Here is a 15,912-nt window from a genome sequence, read left to right as displayed (position 1 = left end):
CATGGGTAAGGAACAAAATCCGCGCCGCGTGGCGGAAAACGAAGCGTTTGCGAAGACCAAGGGTCTGCGCACGTCGCCGCAGAAGCTGAATCTCGTCGCGCAGCTGATCCGCGGCAAGAAGGTGGACAAGGCCCTGGCCGACCTGACCTTCTCGCACAAGCGGATAGCAGGCGACGTGAAGAAGTGCCTGCAGTCGGCGATCGCGAACGCCGAGAACAACCATGGTCTGGACGTCGACAACCTGATCGTCGCCGAAGCCTGGGTCGGCAAGAACCTGGTGATGAAGCGCGGCCGTCCGCGGGCGCGTGGCCGTTATGGCAAGATCATGAAGCCGTTTTCGGAAATCACCATCAAGGTGCGCCAAGTCGAGGAGCAAGCGTAATGGGTCAGAAGGTCAATCCGATCGGCATGCGCCTCCAGGTCAACCGCACCTGGGACAGCCGCTGGTACGCCGACGACAAGGACTATGGCAATCTGCTGCTTGAAGACCTGAAGATCCGGGACTTCATCAAGACGGAAGCCAAGCAGGCCGGCATCAGCCGCGTGATCATCGAGCGTCCGCACCGCAAGTGCCGCGTGACGATCCATGCCGCGCGTCCGGGCGTGATCATCGGCAAGAAGGGCGCCGATATCGAGGTCCTGCGCAACAAGCTGGCGAACTTCACCAAGTCGGAAGTTCACCTGAACATCGTCGAAGTGCGCAAGCCGGAAGTCGATGCCGCCCTGGTCGCGGAATCGATCGCCCAGCAGCTCGAGCGTCGGGTTTCGTTCCGCCGCGCCATGAAGCGGGCCGTGCAGAATGCGATGCGCATGGGCGCCCTGGGTATCCGCGTGAACGTGTCGGGCCGCCTTGGCGGGGCCGAGATCGCGCGGACCGAATGGTACCGCGAGGGCCGCGTGCCCCTGCACACCCTGCGTGCCGACATCGACTATGCGCTTGCCGAAGCCACGACCCCCTATGGGATCATCGGGGTGAAGGTGTGGATCTTCAAGGGCGAGATCATGGAGCATGACCCCCAGGCCCGCGACCGAAAGGCCGCCGAGGCTCAGGAAGGTCCGGCCCCCCGTGGTCCGCGCCGTGACCGCGACGCGCGCTAAGGAGCAAACAAGATGCTGCAACCGAAACGGACCAAGTTCCGCAAACAGCACAAGGGCCGGATCCACGGCGAGGCCAAGGGCGGTTTCGCCCTGAACTTCGGATCCTACGCGCTGAAGGCCACCGAGCCAGAGCGTGTGACTGCCCGTCAGATCGAAGCGGCCCGCCGCGCGATCACCCGCCACATGAAGCGTCAGGGCCGGGTCTGGATCCGGATCTTCCCGGACGTGCCGGTTTCCTCGAAGCCGACCGAAGTGCGGATGGGTAAGGGCAAGGGATCGGTCGATTTCTGGGCCGCCCGCGTTCATCCCGGCCGCATCATGTTCGAGATCGACGGCGTGTCCGACGAGATCGCGCGTGAAGCCCTGCGCCTGGGCGCGAACAAGTTGCCGGTCCTGACCCGCATTGTGGCGCGCGAGGATTGGTAAGTCGGTGCGTGCAAGCACGCACCCTACGGAAAATGACCCCGCCGGGCGACTGGCGGGGTTTTCCTTTTCTTGGCCGGAAAAGGGTTGCACGAAACCGGCATTGCCTGTATGGGCAGGCCTTCATCATGAAACTCCACCGGGAATCAGGGTGGCCCTGCGTGCAGGGGCTCTCCGGTGATGTTGAAAGGAAAGCGCCATGAAAGCGCAGGAACTGACGTCGAAGACGCCCGACCAGCTGAAGGATCAGCTTGTCGCGCTGAAGAAGGAGGCCTTCAACCTCCGCTTCCAGCAGGCCACCGGCCAGCTTGAAAGCACCGCCCGGATGCGTGCAGTGCGCCGCGACGTGGCCCGTGTGAAAACCATTCTGAACCAGAAAGCGGCGGAAGCCGCGGCCTCGAACTAAGGAGCCTGGCCCATGCCCAAACGCATCCTGCAAGGCCGCGTCACCAGCGACAAGAACGAACAGACCGTCACCGTCCTGGTCGAGCGTCGCTTCAAGCACCCGCTGCTGCACAAGACCGTTCGCTCGTCCAAGAAATACCGGGCGCATGACGCGAACAACCAGTTCAAGGTCGGCGACACCGTTCGCATCATCGAATGCGCGCCGATTTCGAAGACGAAACGCTGGACTGTCCTGACGGACGAAGCGGTTTCCGCGTAAGTCCATCATCACAGATCAGAAATGATCGAAACCCTGGGGCCGCACAAGGCGGTCCCCAAAGGTCGGGAGAAACCAAATGATCCAGATGCAGACCAATCTGGATGTTGCTGACAACTCCGGCGCGCGCCGGGTTCAGTGCATCAAGGTCCTGGGTGGTTCGCACCGTCGCTATGCGTCGGTGGGCGACATCATTGTCGTGTCCGTCAAGGAAGCCATCCCGCGGGGCCGGGTCAAGAAGGGCGACGTCCGCAAGGCCGTGGTCGTTCGGACCGCCAAGGAAGTGAAGCGCGAGGACGGAACCTCGATCCGCTTCGACCGCAACGCCGCCGTCATCCTGAACAACCAGGGCGAACCGGTCGGCACCCGTATCTTCGGGCCGGTCGTCCGCGAGCTGCGCGCGAAGAACTTCATGAAGATCATCTCGCTTGCGCCGGAGGTGCTGTAATGGCTGCCAAGCTGAAGAAAGGCGACAAGGTCGTCGTGCTGGCCGGCAAGGACAAGGGCAAGCAGGGCGAAATCACCGCCGTGATGCCCAAGGACAACAAGGCCATCGTTGACGGCATCAACATCGCGATCCGTCACGCGCGCCAGACGCAGGCCACCCAGGGCGGCCGCACGCCGAAGGCGATGCCGATCGACCTGTCGAACCTGGCGCTGCTGGATGCCAATGGCAAAGCGACCCGCGTCGGCTTCCGCATGGAAGGCGACAAAAAGGTCCGTTTCGCCAAGACCACGGGAGACGTGATCTGATGCTGGACGCAACCAAATACACGCCGCGCCTCAAGGCGGTCTATCGCGATCAGGTTCGCGCCGCGCTCAAGGAAGAGTTCGGCTACAAGAACGACATGCAGATCCCGCGTCTGGACAAGATCGTCCTGAACATGGGCATCGGCGAGGCCGTGAAAGACACCAAGAAGGTGAAGCAGGGCGCCGAGGAACTGTCGCTGATCGCCGGCCAGAAGGCCGTGATCACCAAGGCGAAGACCTCGATCGCGGGCTTCCGCGTCCGGGAAGAAATGCCGCTGGGCGCCAAGGTGACCCTGCGCGGCGACCGGATGTATGAGTTCCTGGACCGCCTGATCAACATCGCGCTGCCCCGCGTCCGCGACTTCCGCGGCGTGAAGGGCACCTCTTTCGACGGCCGCGGCAACTATGCCATGGGCCTGAAGGAGCACATCGTGTTCCCGGAAATCAACTTCGACAAGGTCGACGAAGTTCTGGGGATGGACATCATCATCTGCACCACCGCGCCGACCGACGCGGAAGCGAAAGCGCTGTTGAAGCATTTCAACATGCCCTTCAACAGCTGATCGCGGAGGTAAGAGATATGGCAAAGAAATCCATGGTCGAGCGCGAGAAGAAGCGCGAGCGTCTGGTCGCGAAGTTCGCCGCCAAGCGCGCCTCCCTCAAGGAGGTCATCAACGACCAGTCCCGTCCGATGGAAGAGCGGTTCAAGGCAAGCCTGAAGCTGGCCGAACTGCCGCGCAACTCGTCGGAAACGCGTCTGCACAACCGGTGCCAACTGACCGGCCGTCCGCACGCGTATTACCGCAAACTGAAACTGTCGCGGATCATGCTGCGCGAGCTTGGCTCGAACGGTCAGATCCCCGGTCTCGTCAAGTCCAGCTGGTAAGGGGGCAACATGTCGATGAACGATCCTCTCGGCGATATGCTGACCCGCATCCGCAACGCACAGATGCGCGGCAAATCGACCGTCCGCACCCCGGCCTCCAAGCTGCGCGCTTGGGTTCTGGACGTGCTGAAAGCCGAAGGTTACATCCGCGGCTATGAAGAAGTGACCACCGAAGCCGGCCATGCCGAGCTCGAGATCGGTCTGAAGTACCACGACGGCACCCCGGTCATCCGGGAACTGTCGCGTGTCTCGAAGCCTGGCCGCCGCGTTTACGCCGGCGCCAAGGAAATCCCGCAGGTCCGCCAGGGTCTGGGCGTCTCCATCGTCTCGACGCCCAAGGGCGTCATGTCGGATGCAGCGGCTCGCAACGCCAATGTCGGCGGCGAAGTCCTCTGCACCGTGTTCTAAGGAGGGCAGCAGATGTCTCGGATTGGTAAGAAGCCGGTCGCTCTGCCCAAGGGCGTGACGGCCGAGATCAAGGGTCAGACCATCGAGGTGAAGGGTCCGAAGGGCACCCGCAGCTTCACGGCGACCGACGATGTGGATCTGGTGCTGGATGAGGGTGCGGTTGCGGTGAAGCCGCGCGGCACCTCGAAGCGCGCGCGCCAGCAGTGGGGCATGACCCGCTCGATGGTGGAAAACCTGACGGTCGGCGTGTCGGAAGGCTTCAAGAAAGAGCTGGAAATCCAGGGCGTGGGTTACCGCGCCACGATGCAGGGCAAGACCCTGAAGCTGGCTCTGGGCTATTCGCACGACGTGAACTTCGAAACGCCGGAAGGCGTGACGATCACCGCGCCGAAGCAGACCGAAATCGTTGTGGAAGGCATCGACCAGCAGCTTGTTGGTCAGGTGGCCGCGAACATCCGCGAATGGCGCAAGCCGGAGCCCTACAAGGGCAAGGGCATCCGCTACAAGGGCGAGTTCGTCTTCCGCAAGGAAGGCAAGAAGAAGTAAGGGGCGCATGAAATGGCACTGAAAAAGCAAGAGCTGTTCCAGAAGCGCCGCCTGCGCGTTCGGAACAAACTGCGGGCGATGTCGAACGGCCGCCCGCGCCTGTCGGTCCACCGTTCCTCGAAGAACATCTCGGTTCAGGTCATCGACGACCTGAATGGCGTGACCCTGGCTTCGGCCAGCACGCTGGAGAAGGACTTTGGCCTGGTCGGCAAGAACAACGTCGAGGCTGCTGCCAAGATCGGCGCCGCGATTGCCGAGCGCGCGAAGGCCGCCGGCATCGAGGAGGTCGTCTTCGACCGTGGCGGCTTCATCTTCCACGGCAAGGTGAAGGCCCTGGCCGACGCCGCCCGTGAAGGTGGCCTGAAGTTCTGATGATGCGGGTGGCGTTTGCGCCACCCCGATGATCCGGGGGGCGGTCCTTGCGGGACTGCCCCACCTGGATTGAACCAACCGGCGCCAAGCGCCACCTGTTTTAAGGAATGCCATATGGCAGAACGTGAAAACCGCCGGGGTCGCCGCGAAGAGCGCGAGGAAACCCCGGAATTCCAGGATCGCCTTGTCGCGATCAACCGCGTCTCGAAAACCGTCAAGGGTGGCAAGCGCTTCGGCTTCGCAGCCCTGGTGGTTGTCGGCGACCAGCGTGGCCGCGTCGGCTTCGGCAAGGGCAAGGCCAAGGAAGTGCCGGAAGCGATCCGCAAGGCGACCGAGCAGGCCAAGCGTTCGCTGGTCCGCGTGCCGCTGCGCGATGGCCGCACCCTGCACCATGACATCGAAGGCCGTCATGGCGCCGGCAAGGTGATCATGCGCACCGCCGTTCCGGGGACCGGCATCATCGCCGGTGGTCCGATGCGCGCCGTGTTCGAGATGCTGGGCGTTCAGGACGTCGTCGCGAAGTCGCAGGGGTCGCAGAACCCCTACAACATGATCCGCGCGACGCTGGACGGCCTGAAGAAGGAAGCCAGCCCCCGTTCGGTCGCGCAGCGTCGCGGCAAGAAGGTGGCCGACATCCTGCCGCAGGACAACAAGCCGGCTGCCGAGCCGGTCGAAGCGTAAGGAGACAGGCGTATGGCAACCATCGTCGTCAAGCAGATCGGCAGCCCGATCCGCCGCCCCGCCATCCAGCGCGAAACGCTGAAAGGCCTGGGCCTGAACAAGATGAACCGCACCCGCGAGTTGCAGGATACCCCCGCGATCCGCGGCATGGTCGCCAAGATCCCGCATCTGGTGACGATCATCGAAGAAAAGGCCTGATCCGCAAGGATCGCCAAAGGAACGCCCCGGAGAAGTCTGGGGCGTTTTGCTTTGTCTAGGGGCAACCCCGTTAACCATATCCTAACCTTTTCTCCCTTACGGTCGGCTTTGGTTCCAACCGGAGGGGACGACCCCCGTGACGCGCGTTATCGCCAGCTGCATCGTCTGGCTTCTTCTGGCGGTGACAGGCCATGCCGGTCCCTGGCCGCGGGAAGCCGGCCATTTCTTCATCTCGCTGTCGGGGGAACGGGACGACGGGGGAAACTCCTACATGGGGCTTTACACCGAATATGGCCTGAGCCGCCGACGGACCGTGGGGCTGGAGGTCAGCCACACCAATGTTGGCGAAACCAGTGCGATGCTCTGGTATCAAAAGTCGCTGGACAGCGGAGAAGGGCCGAACAGGCTGTCCTATGCGATGGGCGTCGGCGCGATCCGGCGCGACGGCGAACTGCTGCCGCTGAGCCAAGCCGCGCTGATGTGGGGGCGGGGCTTCTCGGGTCCCTGGGACGGCGGCTGGCTGAGCGCCGAGGCGCGGGTGAAGGTCGCCGGCAAGACCGAAGAAGTCACCGGGCGCCAAGGCTTGTCCAGCATCCAATATGCCTATCTGACGCCCGAAATCGTCAGCAAGCTGGACCTGACCATCGGCCTGCGCCCCACACCCTTCTGGGCTGTGGTAAACCAGCTTCGGCTGGAGGCGCGCAAGGACACAGACTTTTCGGCCAAGCTGGCGACCTCGGTCGTCTATGACCTGACCGGACCCGCGCGGCTGGAGATCGGCCTTGTCGCGCCCCTCGCCGGACCCAGCGAACCTGCCGTCAGGATCGGCACCTGGCTGGAGTTCTGAACTTATTCCCGGCAGGCATAGACTGCGCCGCCAACGGCCACCACCGATACGGCAGCGCCAGCCATGATCGCCGGAGACGCCGCAACTGCCGCAGCCGCGCCGCCGATCGAGGAGAGCGCCCCCGCGACATAGCCCTGCGATCCGCTGAGGATCACCGCCCCCGACCCGTCCGGCAAGGACTGCGCGCCCTTGATTGCGCCGCGCGCCGCCGCCCCGGTGATGGCAACCGCGGCGTTCTTGGTCTGGTTCACGCGCTGGCAGACGGTCTTGGCGGGCGCCTCGCAGCGGCCATAGGCGTCGCGGCGCCCAAGGTCATAGCCGATGATCGAATCGCTGGCCTTGTCGTGGCGCAGGCAGAAGGGACCGCGTTCCTGATCCGTCAGGTCCGGCGTCAGGCTGCGCAGCACGACATAGCTGGGGCAGGTGTCGCGGCCCCAGGAGGTGAACAGGATCTCGCGCCGGCTGAAATGGTCCCGCAGGCCGGGTTCCTTGGGATCATAGGCCAGCGGAACGTCGCGGGCATTGATGCGGGCGGTGCAGAAGGTCGGCTCGGCCTGAGCGGCAAGGGGGGGCAGAAGAAGGACGGCAACAAGCGGAAGAATGCGTTTCATGGCAAATGATCCTGGCGAATGACGGGCTTCCTGATACCCGCGCCGCAGGCGACGGCAATTCACATCCGCTTGTCCCGCGCAGCGCGGCCAGGACTTGCCGCCGGGGCTTGTTGGGATTATACGCCGCGGGTGCCTGCGGGCACGACTCACGAAACACGTCACGCCGTGTCCGCCCCATCATCGCTTCGGGGGTGCGTCCGGCCTAGGAGAAGCGACATGAAACTGCATGAAATCCGCGACAACGAAGGCGCGAACCGCAAGAAAAAGCGCGTGGCGCGCGGTCCCGGCTCGGGCAAGGGCAAGACCGCCGGCCGTGGTATCAAGGGGCAAAGCTCGCGTTCGGGCGTCGCGCTGAACGGATACGAAGGCGGCCAGATGCCGCTCTATCGCCGCCTGCCGAAGCGCGGCTTCACCAAGCCGAACGCCAAGTCCTTCGCCGTCGTGAACCTGGGCCAGATCCAGAGCTTCATCGACGCGGGCAAGATCGACGCCACTGCAGAACTGAACGAAGACGCTCTGGTCGCTTCGGGCCTGGTGCGCCGCAAGCTGGACGGCGTCCGTCTGCTGGCCAAGGGCGAGCTGACCTCGGCCCTGACCATCACCGTCACCGGCGCGTCCAAATCGGCGGTCGAGGCGGTCGAAAAGGCGGGCGGCAAGGTGTCGCTGCCGGTCAAGGCCGAAGCGGCGGCGGAATAAGCTGTTGATCGGGGCGTGCGTGCCCCATAGATAGCGAACAGGTTTTCCTGGCGCCGCCGGTCCCCGGAAACGGGTCGGCGGCGCTGTCATGACACGGGACGTAAAACACATGGCGTCAGCCGCAGAACAGATGGCCGCGAACCTTTCATGGAGCGCATTCGGCAAGGCCACGGAACTTCGCCAGCGTATCTGGTTCACGATCGGCCTGCTGATCATCTATCGCCTGGGCACCTATATCCCGGTGCCTGGCATCGACGGCGCGGCGCTGCGCAACTTCATGGACCAGGCCCAGTCGGGGATCGGCGGCATCCTGTCGATGTTCACCGGCGGCGCGCTTGGCCGCATGGGTGTCTTCGCCCTGGGGATCATGCCCTATATCTCGGCCTCGATCATCGTGCAGCTTCTGACCTCGATGGTGCCTTCGCTGGAACAGCTGAAGAAGGAAGGCGAGCAGGGCCGCAAGAAGATCAACCAGTACACCCGCTATGGCACCGTGGCCCTGGCGCTGTTCCAGGCTTACGGCCTGGCGAAATCGCTGGAGGCCGGCGGGCTGGCCCATGATCCGGGCCTGTTCTTCCAGGCCTCCGTGGTCATCACGCTGGTCGGGGGCACCATGTTCCTGATGTGGCTGGGCGAACAGATCACCGCGCGCGGCATCGGCAACGGCATATCGCTGATCATCTTCGTGGGCATCGTGGCTGAAATCCCCGCCGCACTGGCCAGCTTCTTCGCGCAGGGCCGCTCGGGCGCGATCTCGACCCCGGTGATCCTGGGCGTGATCGTGATGGTCGTGGCGGTCATCGCCTTCGTGGTCTTCATGGAACGCGCGCTGCGCAAGATCCGCATCCAGTATCCCCGGCGCCAGGTCGGCATGAAGATCTATGACGGCCAGTCCTCGCACCTGCCGATCAAGGTCAACCCCGCGGGCGTGATCCCGGCAATCTTCGCGTCCTCGCTGCTCTTGCTGCCGATCACGATCTCGACCTTCTCGGGCAACCAGACGGGGCCGATCATGTCCACGATCCTGGCCTATTTCGGGCCAGGCCAGCCGCTGTACCTGATCTTCTTCGCGGCGATGATCGTCTTCTTCGCCTATTTCTATACCCAGAACGTCAGCTTCAAGTCCGACGACGTGGCCGAGAACCTGAAGAACCAGGGCGGCTTCATCCCCGGCATCCGTCCCGGCAAGCGGACCGAGGAGTACCTGGACTACGTCGTCAACCGCGTGCTGGTGATCGGCGCGGCCTATCTGGCGGCGGTCTGCCTGCTGCCCGAGATCCTGCGCCACCAGTGGTCGATCCCGTTCTATTTCGGCGGAACCTCGGTGCTGATCGTGGTGTCGGTGACGATGGACACGATCAACCAGGTGCAAAGCCATCTTCTGGCGCATCAGTACGAAGGATTGATTGAGAAATCCCAGTTGCGTGGTAAACGCAAAGAGGGAAGCGCAAAGCCGCGCCGCGCGCCGTCGCGGCGCTAACGGCCCGAAGGGCTGACGAGGGGGACGGACCTTAGATGACGATCAATATCATTCTGCTGGGACCGCCCGGTGCCGGCAAGGGAACCCAGGCGCGCAAGCTGGTCGAGGAGCGCGGCCTGGTGCAACTGTCCACCGGTGACATGCTGCGCGCAGCCCGGTCCTCGGGAACCGAGATGGGCAAGCGCGTGGCCGAGGTCATGGACCGGGGCCAGCTTGTCACCGATGAGATCGTCATCGGCCTGATCCGCGAAAGACTGTCCGAAGGCGGCAACGGCTTCATCTTTGACGGCTTTCCCCGGACGCTGGCGCAAGCCGATGCGTTGGGCCAACTGCTGGACGAGACCGGCATGATCCTGGACGCCGTGATCGAGATGCAGGTGGATGACCAGGCCTTGGTCCGCCGCATCACCGGCCGCTATACCTGCGGCAATTGCGGCGAGGTGTATCATGACGAGACCAAGCCGACCGCAAAGCAGGGGGTCTGCGACGTCTGCGGATCGACTGATCTGAAGCGGCGCGCCGACGACAACGAAGACAGTCTGAAGACGCGGCTGCTGGAATACTACAAGAAGACCTCGCCCTTGATCGGCTATTACTATGCCAAGGGCAAGCTGGCGCCGGTGGATGGTTTGGCGGCGATGGACGAGGTGGCGACCCAGATCGACCGTGTGCTGCCCGTGTCAAGCGAAATCGCCACGGGCACTTGACGCCACAGTCAACCGCCTATAAGTCACGTCATCTCGCAAGAGAATCACCCTTGCACGGGTGGACCATCAGCGGCCCGGAGGCATCGCTTTCGGGCCTTCCGTTGTGAAAAAAGGTTCCGGTGTTACGGAACCGCAACCGATAAAGGATAACGCGTGGCTCGTATTGCTGGCGTCAACATTCCGACCGGGAAGCGCGTCCCGATCGCCCTGACCTATATCCACGGCATCGGCCCGATGTATGCCGAACAGATCTGCGAAGCCGTCGGCATCGACCGCGCGCGCCGCGTCAACGACCTGTCGGATGCCGAAGTTCTGCAAATCCGCGAATACATCGACGCCAACCTGACCGTCGAAGGCGACCTGCGCCGTGAAACCCAGATGAACATCAAGCGGATGATGGACCTGGGTTCGTATCGGGGCCTGCGCCACCGCCGTGGTCTCCCGGTCCGCGGTCAGCGCACCCATACCAATGCCCGGACTCGCAAAGGCCCGGCGAAACCCATCGCTGGCAAGAAGAAATAAGGGGAACGGGATATGGCACGCGACAAGACCCGCATGAAGCGCAAGGAACGCAAGAACATCGCCACCGGCGTTGCGCATGTGAACTCCAGCTTCAACAACACGAAAATCCTGATCTCGGACGTGCAGGGCAATGCGATCTCGTGGTCGTCGGCCGGCACCATGGGCTTCAAGGGTTCGCGCAAATCGACCCCCTACGCCGCGCAGATGGCCGCCGAAGACGCGGGCCGCAAGGCGCAGGAGCACGGCGTCCGCACGCTGGAAGTCGAAGTCCAAGGCCCCGGCTCGGGCCGCGAGTCGGCTTTGCGTGCGCTGGCTTCGGTCGGCTTCAACATCACCGCGATCCGGGACGTGACGCCGATCGCGCATAACGGCTGCCGCCCGCCGAAGCGCCGCCGCGTCTGATTTTCAGATGATGCTTACCCGGACCGCGCGCCCTCGCGCGGTTCGGTCTTTACGTTTTCAACCTCGGGCGTTTCCGGCCAAGGACATGGGGCGGGGACAAGAATGGAGGCAAACGCATGATCCACAAGAATTGGGCCGAGCTGATCAAGCCGACGCAGCTGGTCGTCAAGCCGGGCGCGGATGCCACCCGCACCGCCACGCTGGTCGCCGAACCGCTGGAGCGGGGCTTTGGCCTGACCCTGGGCAACGCGCTGCGCCGCGTGCTGCTGTCGTCGCTGCAAGGCGGGGCGATCACCTCGGTCCAGATCGACAATGTCCTGCATGAATTCAGCAGCGTCGCCGGTGTCCGCGAGGACGTGACCGACATCGTGCTGAACCTCAAGGGCGTGACGCTGAAGATGGACGTGGAAGGGCCGAAACGCCTGACCCTGTCCGCGAAGGGGCCTGGCGAAGTCAAGGCCGGCGACATCCAGGAAACTGCCGGGATCACGGTGCTGAACCGCGACCATGTCATCTGCCACCTGGACGACGGCGCCGACCTGAACATGGAACTGACCGTGCAGACGGGCAAGGGCTATGTCGCGGCCGACAAGAACCGCCCCGAGGACGCGCCCATCGGCCTGATCCCGATCGACGCGATCTTCTCGCCGGTCAAGCGCGTCAGCTATGAAGTCACGCCGACCCGCGAGGGGCAGGTGCTGGACTATGACAAGCTGACGATGAAGATCGAAACGGACGGTTCGCTGACCCCGGAAGACGCCGTGGCCTATGCCGCGCGCATCGTCCAGGACCAGCTGTCGGTCTTCGTGAACTTCGACGAGCCTGAATCGGCCAACCGCCAGGATGCCGAGGATGGTCTGGAATTCGATCCGCGCCTGTTGAAGAAGGTGGACGAGCTGGAACTGTCGGTCCGTTCGGCCAACTGCCTGAAGAACGACAACATCGTCTATATCGGCGACCTGATCCAGAAGACCGAGGCCGAGATGCTGCGCACTCCGAACTTCGGCCGCAAGTCCTTGAACGAGATCAAGGAAGTGCTGTCGGGCATGGGCCTGCACCTGGGCATGGATGTGGTCGACTGGCCGCCGGAGAACATCGAGGACCTGGCCAAGCGCTTCGACGACCAGTTTTAAGATAGGGTAGGGTGGGGTTATACCCCACCACACCGCCCCCGGGCATCCCGCCCCAAGGAGAGCGGCCCGCACGCATGGGCCGCCGGACAAAGCAAAAACGCTAAAGGAGAATCATCATGCGTCACGCCCGTGGCTATCGCCGCCTCAACCGCACCCATGAACACCGCAAGGCGCTGTTCGCCAACATGGCCGGCTCGCTGATCGAGCACGAGCAGATCAAGACGACCCTGCCCAAGGCCAAGGAACTGCGCCCGATCATCGAAAAGCTGATCACGCTGGCCAAGCGCGGCGACCTGCACGCCCGTCGCCAGGCTGCTTCGCAGCTGAAGCAGGACCAGTATGTCGCCAAGCTGTTCGACGTTCTGGGCGCCCGCTACAAGGACCGCCAGGGCGGCTATGTCCGCGTCCTGAAGGCCGGCTTCCGCTATGGCGATATGGCGCCGATGGCGATCATCGAATTCGTGGATCGCGACACCTCGGCCAAGGGCGCCGCCGACCGCGCCCGCGTCGAAGCCGAGGCTGCCGACGCCGAATAAGCGTTCCCCGCAGGACGAATCAAACGCCCCGCAGCCAGTCCGGTTGCGGGGCGTTTTCTATGGCGTTGCGACAAAATGCAGCGAGTTTTCCACCTGCCGCAACGTCCAGCATTGCTTGGGCGACCTCTTGCCGTTCATTCGCGGTCAAGGGCATCGCCAGCAGTTGCTGGGAAAGGTCGACAGGCAATGCCCGAATTCCGTGGGAGGGCCGCATAGGCGGGATCTCCTGTCCCATTAAGGATATGGCAACTATTGTTTGTCACAACTACTTTGTTCGTTGACGGTTCAAATCGCAATTTGTCTAAAAAGTCATGTCATCTCGCGCCGATATCAATGCTGGTCTTAGGAAGCTGGGGAAGCTTGCCCCGGCAGGCTATTTCGTGGGCCTGCATATCCGCTTTGCCGCCCCCCTGATGCAGTTCCAGACCTATCCCGAGGAGTGGTCGGAGTTTTATTCCCAGAACGGCTATGCGCTGCGCGATCCGACGATTGCCTGGGGTTTTTCCACGACCGGCGCCTGCCGCTGGTCCAGCCTGCCCATTCCCGATCCGTTCAACATCCTCAAGGACGCAGCGGACCACGGCCTCACCTTCGGATTGACGGTGTCCTATGGTCCGATCAATTCCCGCACCATCGCCAGTTTTGCGCGTGGTGACCGTGAATTCAGTGATGACGAGATCGCCGAGATCTCGACCACGGTACGTCGGCTTCACGATTCGACGGAGCCGCCGGCGAGCCTGACCAAGGCTCAGAAAGAGGCCCTTCGTTGCGTCGCGGAGGGTGATCGTCATGCGGCAGCGGCAGCCAAACTTGGCATTACCGAAAGCGCATTCAAGGCAAGGCTGATTTCGGTCCGCGAAAGACTGAAGGCACGCACGACTGCCGAGGCGCTGCAACGGGCCAAGGAATACCGCCTGCTCTAGGCCATCGCCCAGGGGATCCGGGACACGGGGAGGGGCTGTCCTTACACCCCAGGAGTAATGATCATGCAGACGACCACGCTTTCCTTTTCGAACCTTCACAACCACGGCGAATTGTTCGCCAACCTGTTCCGCGCCCGCAAGCAAAGCTTCATCGTCCAGAAGAACTGGGATCTGCCCGAATCCGAGGACATGGAATTCGACCAGTACGACACGCCGCAAAGCCGCTGGATCGCCGTCCACGACAAGGGGCAGGTGATGGCGGGCTTTCGCCTGACGCCCACCACGGCGCGCTGCGGCATCTACAGCTACATGATCCGCGATGCGCAAAAGGGTATCCTGGGCGGGTCCATCCCGCAGGATCTTCTGGACGCCGAGGCGCCCGTGGATGAGCAGGTCTGGGAATGTTCGCGCGTGTTCGTCAGCCACGACATTCCGCAGATGTACCGCCGCAAGGTCCATTTCAAGATGGTCGAGGCGATGACCGGTTCGGCGCGCGAACTGGGCGCCACCCGCCTGATCGCCCTGACCGGAGCCAGCTGGCCGCGCTGGTACGGCCGCTGCGGTCTGGACGCCGAGGCGATCGGCCGGGTCATGTGGATCGACGACGGCCATTTCCAGTGCGTCGCGATCGACCTGGCTCCGAAGATGCATTGATGGCAGGGGCTGTTCGCAGCCCTTCTGCCGACTTACACTGACGGCATCATGCCCGATCTGTTCGACGCCAACCCCTTGCCCGGTCCGCCGCCATCCCCGTCGGTGCGGCCCTTGGCCGATCGCATCCGCCCCGTGCGCATGGGCGACGTGATCGGCCAGGACAAGGTGCTTGGGCCGGACGGACCCTTGGGGTCGATGCTTTCGTCCCGCAGCCTGTCGTCCCTGATTCTGTGGGGACCACCGGGCGTCGGCAAGACGACCATTGCCCGGCTTCTGGCAGATGAGACGGATCTGGCCTTCGTGCAGATCAGCGCCATCTTTTCGGGTGTGCCGGAACTGCGCAAGGTTTTCGACTCCGCGAAGCTGCGCCGTCAGCAAGGCCGCGGTACGCTGCTGTTCGTGGACGAGATTCACCGCTTCAACAAGGCGCAGCAGGACAGCTTCCTGCCTTATATGGAGGATGGGACGATCCTTCTGGTCGGTGCGACGACCGAGAACCCGTCCTTCGAACTGAACGCCGCCTTGATGTCGCGGGCGCAGGTGATCGTGCTGGAACGCCTGTCGCTGCGCGATCTGGAACTGCTGGCGCAGCGCGCGGAACGCGAGCTGGGTCGCAAGCTGCCCCTGACGGCCAAGGCGCGCGACGCCCTGCTGGAGATGGCGGATGGCGACGGCCGCGCCGCGCTGAACCTGATCGAGCAGGTTGCGGCCTGGAAGACCGACAAGCCCCTGGACCAGCCGGCCATGGCGCAGCGGCTGATGCGTCGGGCGGCGAAATACGACAAGTCGGGGGACGAGCATTACAACCTGATTTCCGCCCTGCACAAATCGGTGCGCGGCAGCGACCCGGATGCGGCGCTTTACTGGCTGGCGCGGATGCTGGAGGGGGGCGAGGATCCCCGCTATCTCGCCCGACGCATCACCCGCATGGCGGTCGAGGATATCGGCCTGGCCGATCCTGCGGCGCAGCGGCACTGTCTGGATGCCTGGGCGCTGTATGAACGCCTGGGCAGCCCGGAAGGCGAGCTGGCTCTGGCGCAGGCGGTGATCTATCTGGCGCTCGCGCCGAAATCGAATGCGGGCTATGTCGCCTACAAGGCCGCGCGGGCCGAGGCGCGGCGCACGGGCAGCCTGATGCCGCCTGCCCACATCCTGAACGCGCCGACGAAGATGATGAAGGACCAGGGCTATGGCGCCGGCTATGCCTATGACCACGATGCCGAGGACGGCTTTTCCGGCCAGAACTATTTTCCCGAAGGCATGAAGCGTCCGGTGCTGTATGTCCCGGTCGAGCGGGGGTTCGAGCGCGAGTTGAAGAAGCGCCTGGACTGGTTCGTGTCGCAGCGGCTGAAGCGCGGCGGTTGACTTTGCGGCCCCC

The 15,912-nt window shown here is 63.6% G+C and carries 26 protein-coding genes; 25 read left to right on the top strand and 1 reads right to left on the bottom strand.

The window, feature by feature from the left end; genetic code table 11:
• Nucleotide 1 precedes the first annotated feature (1 nt).
• The 15 genes from rplV (at nt 2) to RAH32_RS06920 (ending at nt 6,870) form a co-directional block, all read left to right on the top strand.
• Nucleotides 2-382 (top strand): 50S ribosomal protein L22, encoded by a 381-nt coding sequence (gene rplV, locus RAH32_RS06990; protein WP_306606463.1) that lies wholly within the window; start codon nt 2-4, stop codon nt 380-382.
• On the top strand, nt 382-1,098 hold the full coding sequence (gene rpsC / locus RAH32_RS06985; protein ID WP_306606461.1) for a 30S ribosomal protein S3: 717 nt from the start codon (nt 382-384) through the stop codon (nt 1,096-1,098). The genes rplV and rpsC overlap by 1 nt, the downstream gene beginning before the upstream one ends.
• Before the next feature lie 12 nt (nt 1,099-1,110).
• A complete protein-coding gene (gene rplP, locus RAH32_RS06980; protein ID WP_103173027.1) occupies nt 1,111-1,524 on the top strand; it encodes a 50S ribosomal protein L16 in 414 nt (137 codons plus the stop codon).
• A gap of 196 nt (nt 1,525-1,720) precedes the next feature.
• Nucleotides 1,721-1,927, top strand: a complete 207-nt coding sequence (gene rpmC / locus RAH32_RS06975) for a 50S ribosomal protein L29 (RefSeq protein WP_103173026.1) — start codon at nt 1,721-1,723, stop codon at nt 1,925-1,927.
• A gap of 12 nt (nt 1,928-1,939) precedes the next feature.
• Nucleotides 1,940-2,185 carry a 30S ribosomal protein S17 gene (rpsQ, locus tag RAH32_RS06970; protein WP_306606457.1) on the top strand — a complete coding sequence of 82 codons (246 nt, stop codon included), beginning with the start codon at nt 1,940-1,942 and terminating at the stop codon, nt 2,183-2,185.
• Nucleotides 2,186-2,261: 76 nt separating this feature from the next.
• Nucleotides 2,262-2,630 (top strand): 50S ribosomal protein L14, encoded by a 369-nt coding sequence (gene rplN / locus RAH32_RS06965; RefSeq protein WP_010400243.1) that lies wholly within the window; start codon nt 2,262-2,264, stop codon nt 2,628-2,630.
• Complete coding sequence (gene rplX / locus RAH32_RS06960; protein ID WP_306606412.1) at nt 2,630-2,935, top strand: 50S ribosomal protein L24; 306 nt, start codon at nt 2,630-2,632, stop codon at nt 2,933-2,935. The genes rplN and rplX overlap by 1 nt, the downstream gene beginning before the upstream one ends.
• Nucleotides 2,935-3,495 carry a 50S ribosomal protein L5 gene (rplE, locus tag RAH32_RS06955; protein ID WP_306606410.1) on the top strand — a complete coding sequence of 187 codons (561 nt, stop codon included), beginning with the start codon at nt 2,935-2,937 and terminating at the stop codon, nt 3,493-3,495. The genes rplX and rplE overlap by 1 nt, the downstream gene beginning before the upstream one ends.
• 17 nt (nt 3,496-3,512) lie before the next feature.
• Nucleotides 3,513-3,818 carry a 30S ribosomal protein S14 gene (rpsN, locus tag RAH32_RS06950; protein WP_126156006.1) on the top strand — a complete coding sequence of 102 codons (306 nt, stop codon included), beginning with the start codon at nt 3,513-3,515 and terminating at the stop codon, nt 3,816-3,818.
• A gap of 9 nt (nt 3,819-3,827) precedes the next feature.
• The gene (rpsH, locus tag RAH32_RS06945; RefSeq protein WP_103173021.1) at nt 3,828-4,226 is read left to right on the top strand and encodes a 30S ribosomal protein S8; all 399 of its coding nucleotides are present in this window, start codon (nt 3,828-3,830) and stop codon (nt 4,224-4,226) included.
• Between the two features lie 12 nt (nt 4,227-4,238).
• Nucleotides 4,239-4,772, top strand: coding sequence for a 50S ribosomal protein L6 (rplF, locus tag RAH32_RS06940; RefSeq protein WP_306606405.1), 534 nt, complete (start codon nt 4,239-4,241; stop codon nt 4,770-4,772).
• Between the two features lie 12 nt (nt 4,773-4,784).
• Nucleotides 4,785-5,144, top strand: coding sequence for a 50S ribosomal protein L18 (rplR, locus tag RAH32_RS06935; protein ID WP_103173019.1), 360 nt, complete (start codon nt 4,785-4,787; stop codon nt 5,142-5,144).
• A 114-nt stretch (nt 5,145-5,258) separates the two neighbouring features.
• Nucleotides 5,259-5,825 (top strand): 30S ribosomal protein S5, encoded by a 567-nt coding sequence (rpsE, locus tag RAH32_RS06930; protein ID WP_306606402.1) that lies wholly within the window; start codon nt 5,259-5,261, stop codon nt 5,823-5,825.
• 12 nt (nt 5,826-5,837) lie between these two features.
• Entirely contained in the window at nt 5,838-6,023 is a 186-nt protein-coding gene (gene rpmD, locus RAH32_RS06925; RefSeq protein WP_207101248.1) for a 50S ribosomal protein L30, read from the top strand.
• Nucleotides 6,024-6,159: 136 nt separating this feature from the next.
• Nucleotides 6,160-6,870: a hypothetical protein gene (locus RAH32_RS06920; RefSeq protein ID WP_306606399.1), complete on the top strand. Its 711-nt coding sequence runs from the start codon at nt 6,160-6,162 to the stop codon at nt 6,868-6,870.
• A gap of 2 nt (nt 6,871-6,872) precedes the next feature.
• On the opposite strand, the gene RAH32_RS06915 is transcribed toward RAH32_RS06920, so the two are convergent.
• Nucleotides 6,873-7,481, bottom strand: coding sequence for a hypothetical protein (locus RAH32_RS06915; RefSeq protein WP_306606397.1), 609 nt, complete (start codon nt 7,479-7,481; stop codon nt 6,873-6,875).
• Nucleotides 7,482-7,697: 216 nt separating this feature from the next.
• Between RAH32_RS06915 and rplO the strand changes: the two genes are divergently transcribed.
• The 10 genes from rplO to RAH32_RS06865 all read left to right on the top strand — a co-directional run bounded on the left by rplO (nt 7,698) and on the right by RAH32_RS06865 (nt 15,899).
• The gene (gene rplO / locus RAH32_RS06910) at nt 7,698-8,177 is read left to right on the top strand and encodes a 50S ribosomal protein L15 (protein WP_306606395.1); all 480 of its coding nucleotides are present in this window, start codon (nt 7,698-7,700) and stop codon (nt 8,175-8,177) included.
• Between the two features lie 109 nt (nt 8,178-8,286).
• The gene (gene secY / locus RAH32_RS06905; RefSeq protein ID WP_103173014.1) at nt 8,287-9,657 is read left to right on the top strand and encodes a preprotein translocase subunit SecY; all 1,371 of its coding nucleotides are present in this window, start codon (nt 8,287-8,289) and stop codon (nt 9,655-9,657) included.
• 35 nt (nt 9,658-9,692) lie between these two features.
• On the top strand, nt 9,693-10,364 hold the full coding sequence (locus tag RAH32_RS06900) for an adenylate kinase (RefSeq protein ID WP_306606393.1): 672 nt from the start codon (nt 9,693-9,695) through the stop codon (nt 10,362-10,364).
• A 153-nt stretch (nt 10,365-10,517) separates the two neighbouring features.
• Nucleotides 10,518-10,886: a 30S ribosomal protein S13 gene (gene rpsM, locus RAH32_RS06895; protein WP_103173012.1), complete on the top strand. Its 369-nt coding sequence runs from the start codon at nt 10,518-10,520 to the stop codon at nt 10,884-10,886.
• A gap of 12 nt (nt 10,887-10,898) precedes the next feature.
• Nucleotides 10,899-11,288 carry a 30S ribosomal protein S11 gene (gene rpsK, locus RAH32_RS06890; protein ID WP_089386342.1) on the top strand — a complete coding sequence of 130 codons (390 nt, stop codon included), beginning with the start codon at nt 10,899-10,901 and terminating at the stop codon, nt 11,286-11,288.
• Nucleotides 11,289-11,404: 116 nt separating this feature from the next.
• Nucleotides 11,405-12,421 carry a DNA-directed RNA polymerase subunit alpha gene (locus RAH32_RS06885; RefSeq protein ID WP_103173011.1) on the top strand — a complete coding sequence of 339 codons (1,017 nt, stop codon included), beginning with the start codon at nt 11,405-11,407 and terminating at the stop codon, nt 12,419-12,421.
• Between the two features lie 116 nt (nt 12,422-12,537).
• Nucleotides 12,538-12,957: a 50S ribosomal protein L17 gene (gene rplQ, locus RAH32_RS06880; protein WP_306606386.1), complete on the top strand. Its 420-nt coding sequence runs from the start codon at nt 12,538-12,540 to the stop codon at nt 12,955-12,957.
• A 311-nt stretch (nt 12,958-13,268) separates the two neighbouring features.
• Nucleotides 13,269-13,880: a helix-turn-helix transcriptional regulator gene (locus tag RAH32_RS06875; RefSeq protein ID WP_306606384.1), complete on the top strand. Its 612-nt coding sequence runs from the start codon at nt 13,269-13,271 to the stop codon at nt 13,878-13,880.
• A 63-nt stretch (nt 13,881-13,943) separates the two neighbouring features.
• Nucleotides 13,944-14,534, top strand: coding sequence for an acyl-homoserine-lactone synthase (locus tag RAH32_RS06870; protein WP_306606382.1), 591 nt, complete (start codon nt 13,944-13,946; stop codon nt 14,532-14,534).
• 48 nt (nt 14,535-14,582) lie between these two features.
• Nucleotides 14,583-15,899, top strand: coding sequence for a replication-associated recombination protein A (locus RAH32_RS06865; RefSeq protein ID WP_306606380.1), 1,317 nt, complete (start codon nt 14,583-14,585; stop codon nt 15,897-15,899).
• Nucleotides 15,900-15,912: the final 13 nt, after the last annotated feature.

It is taken from the genome of Paracoccus yibinensis, assembly GCF_030846195.1.
GTDB classification, from domain to species: domain Bacteria; phylum Pseudomonadota; class Alphaproteobacteria; order Rhodobacterales; family Rhodobacteraceae; genus Paracoccus; species Paracoccus yibinensis.
The sequence above is the reverse complement of the archived record's forward strand: the minus strand, read 5'-3'. Positions and strand labels throughout refer to the sequence as shown.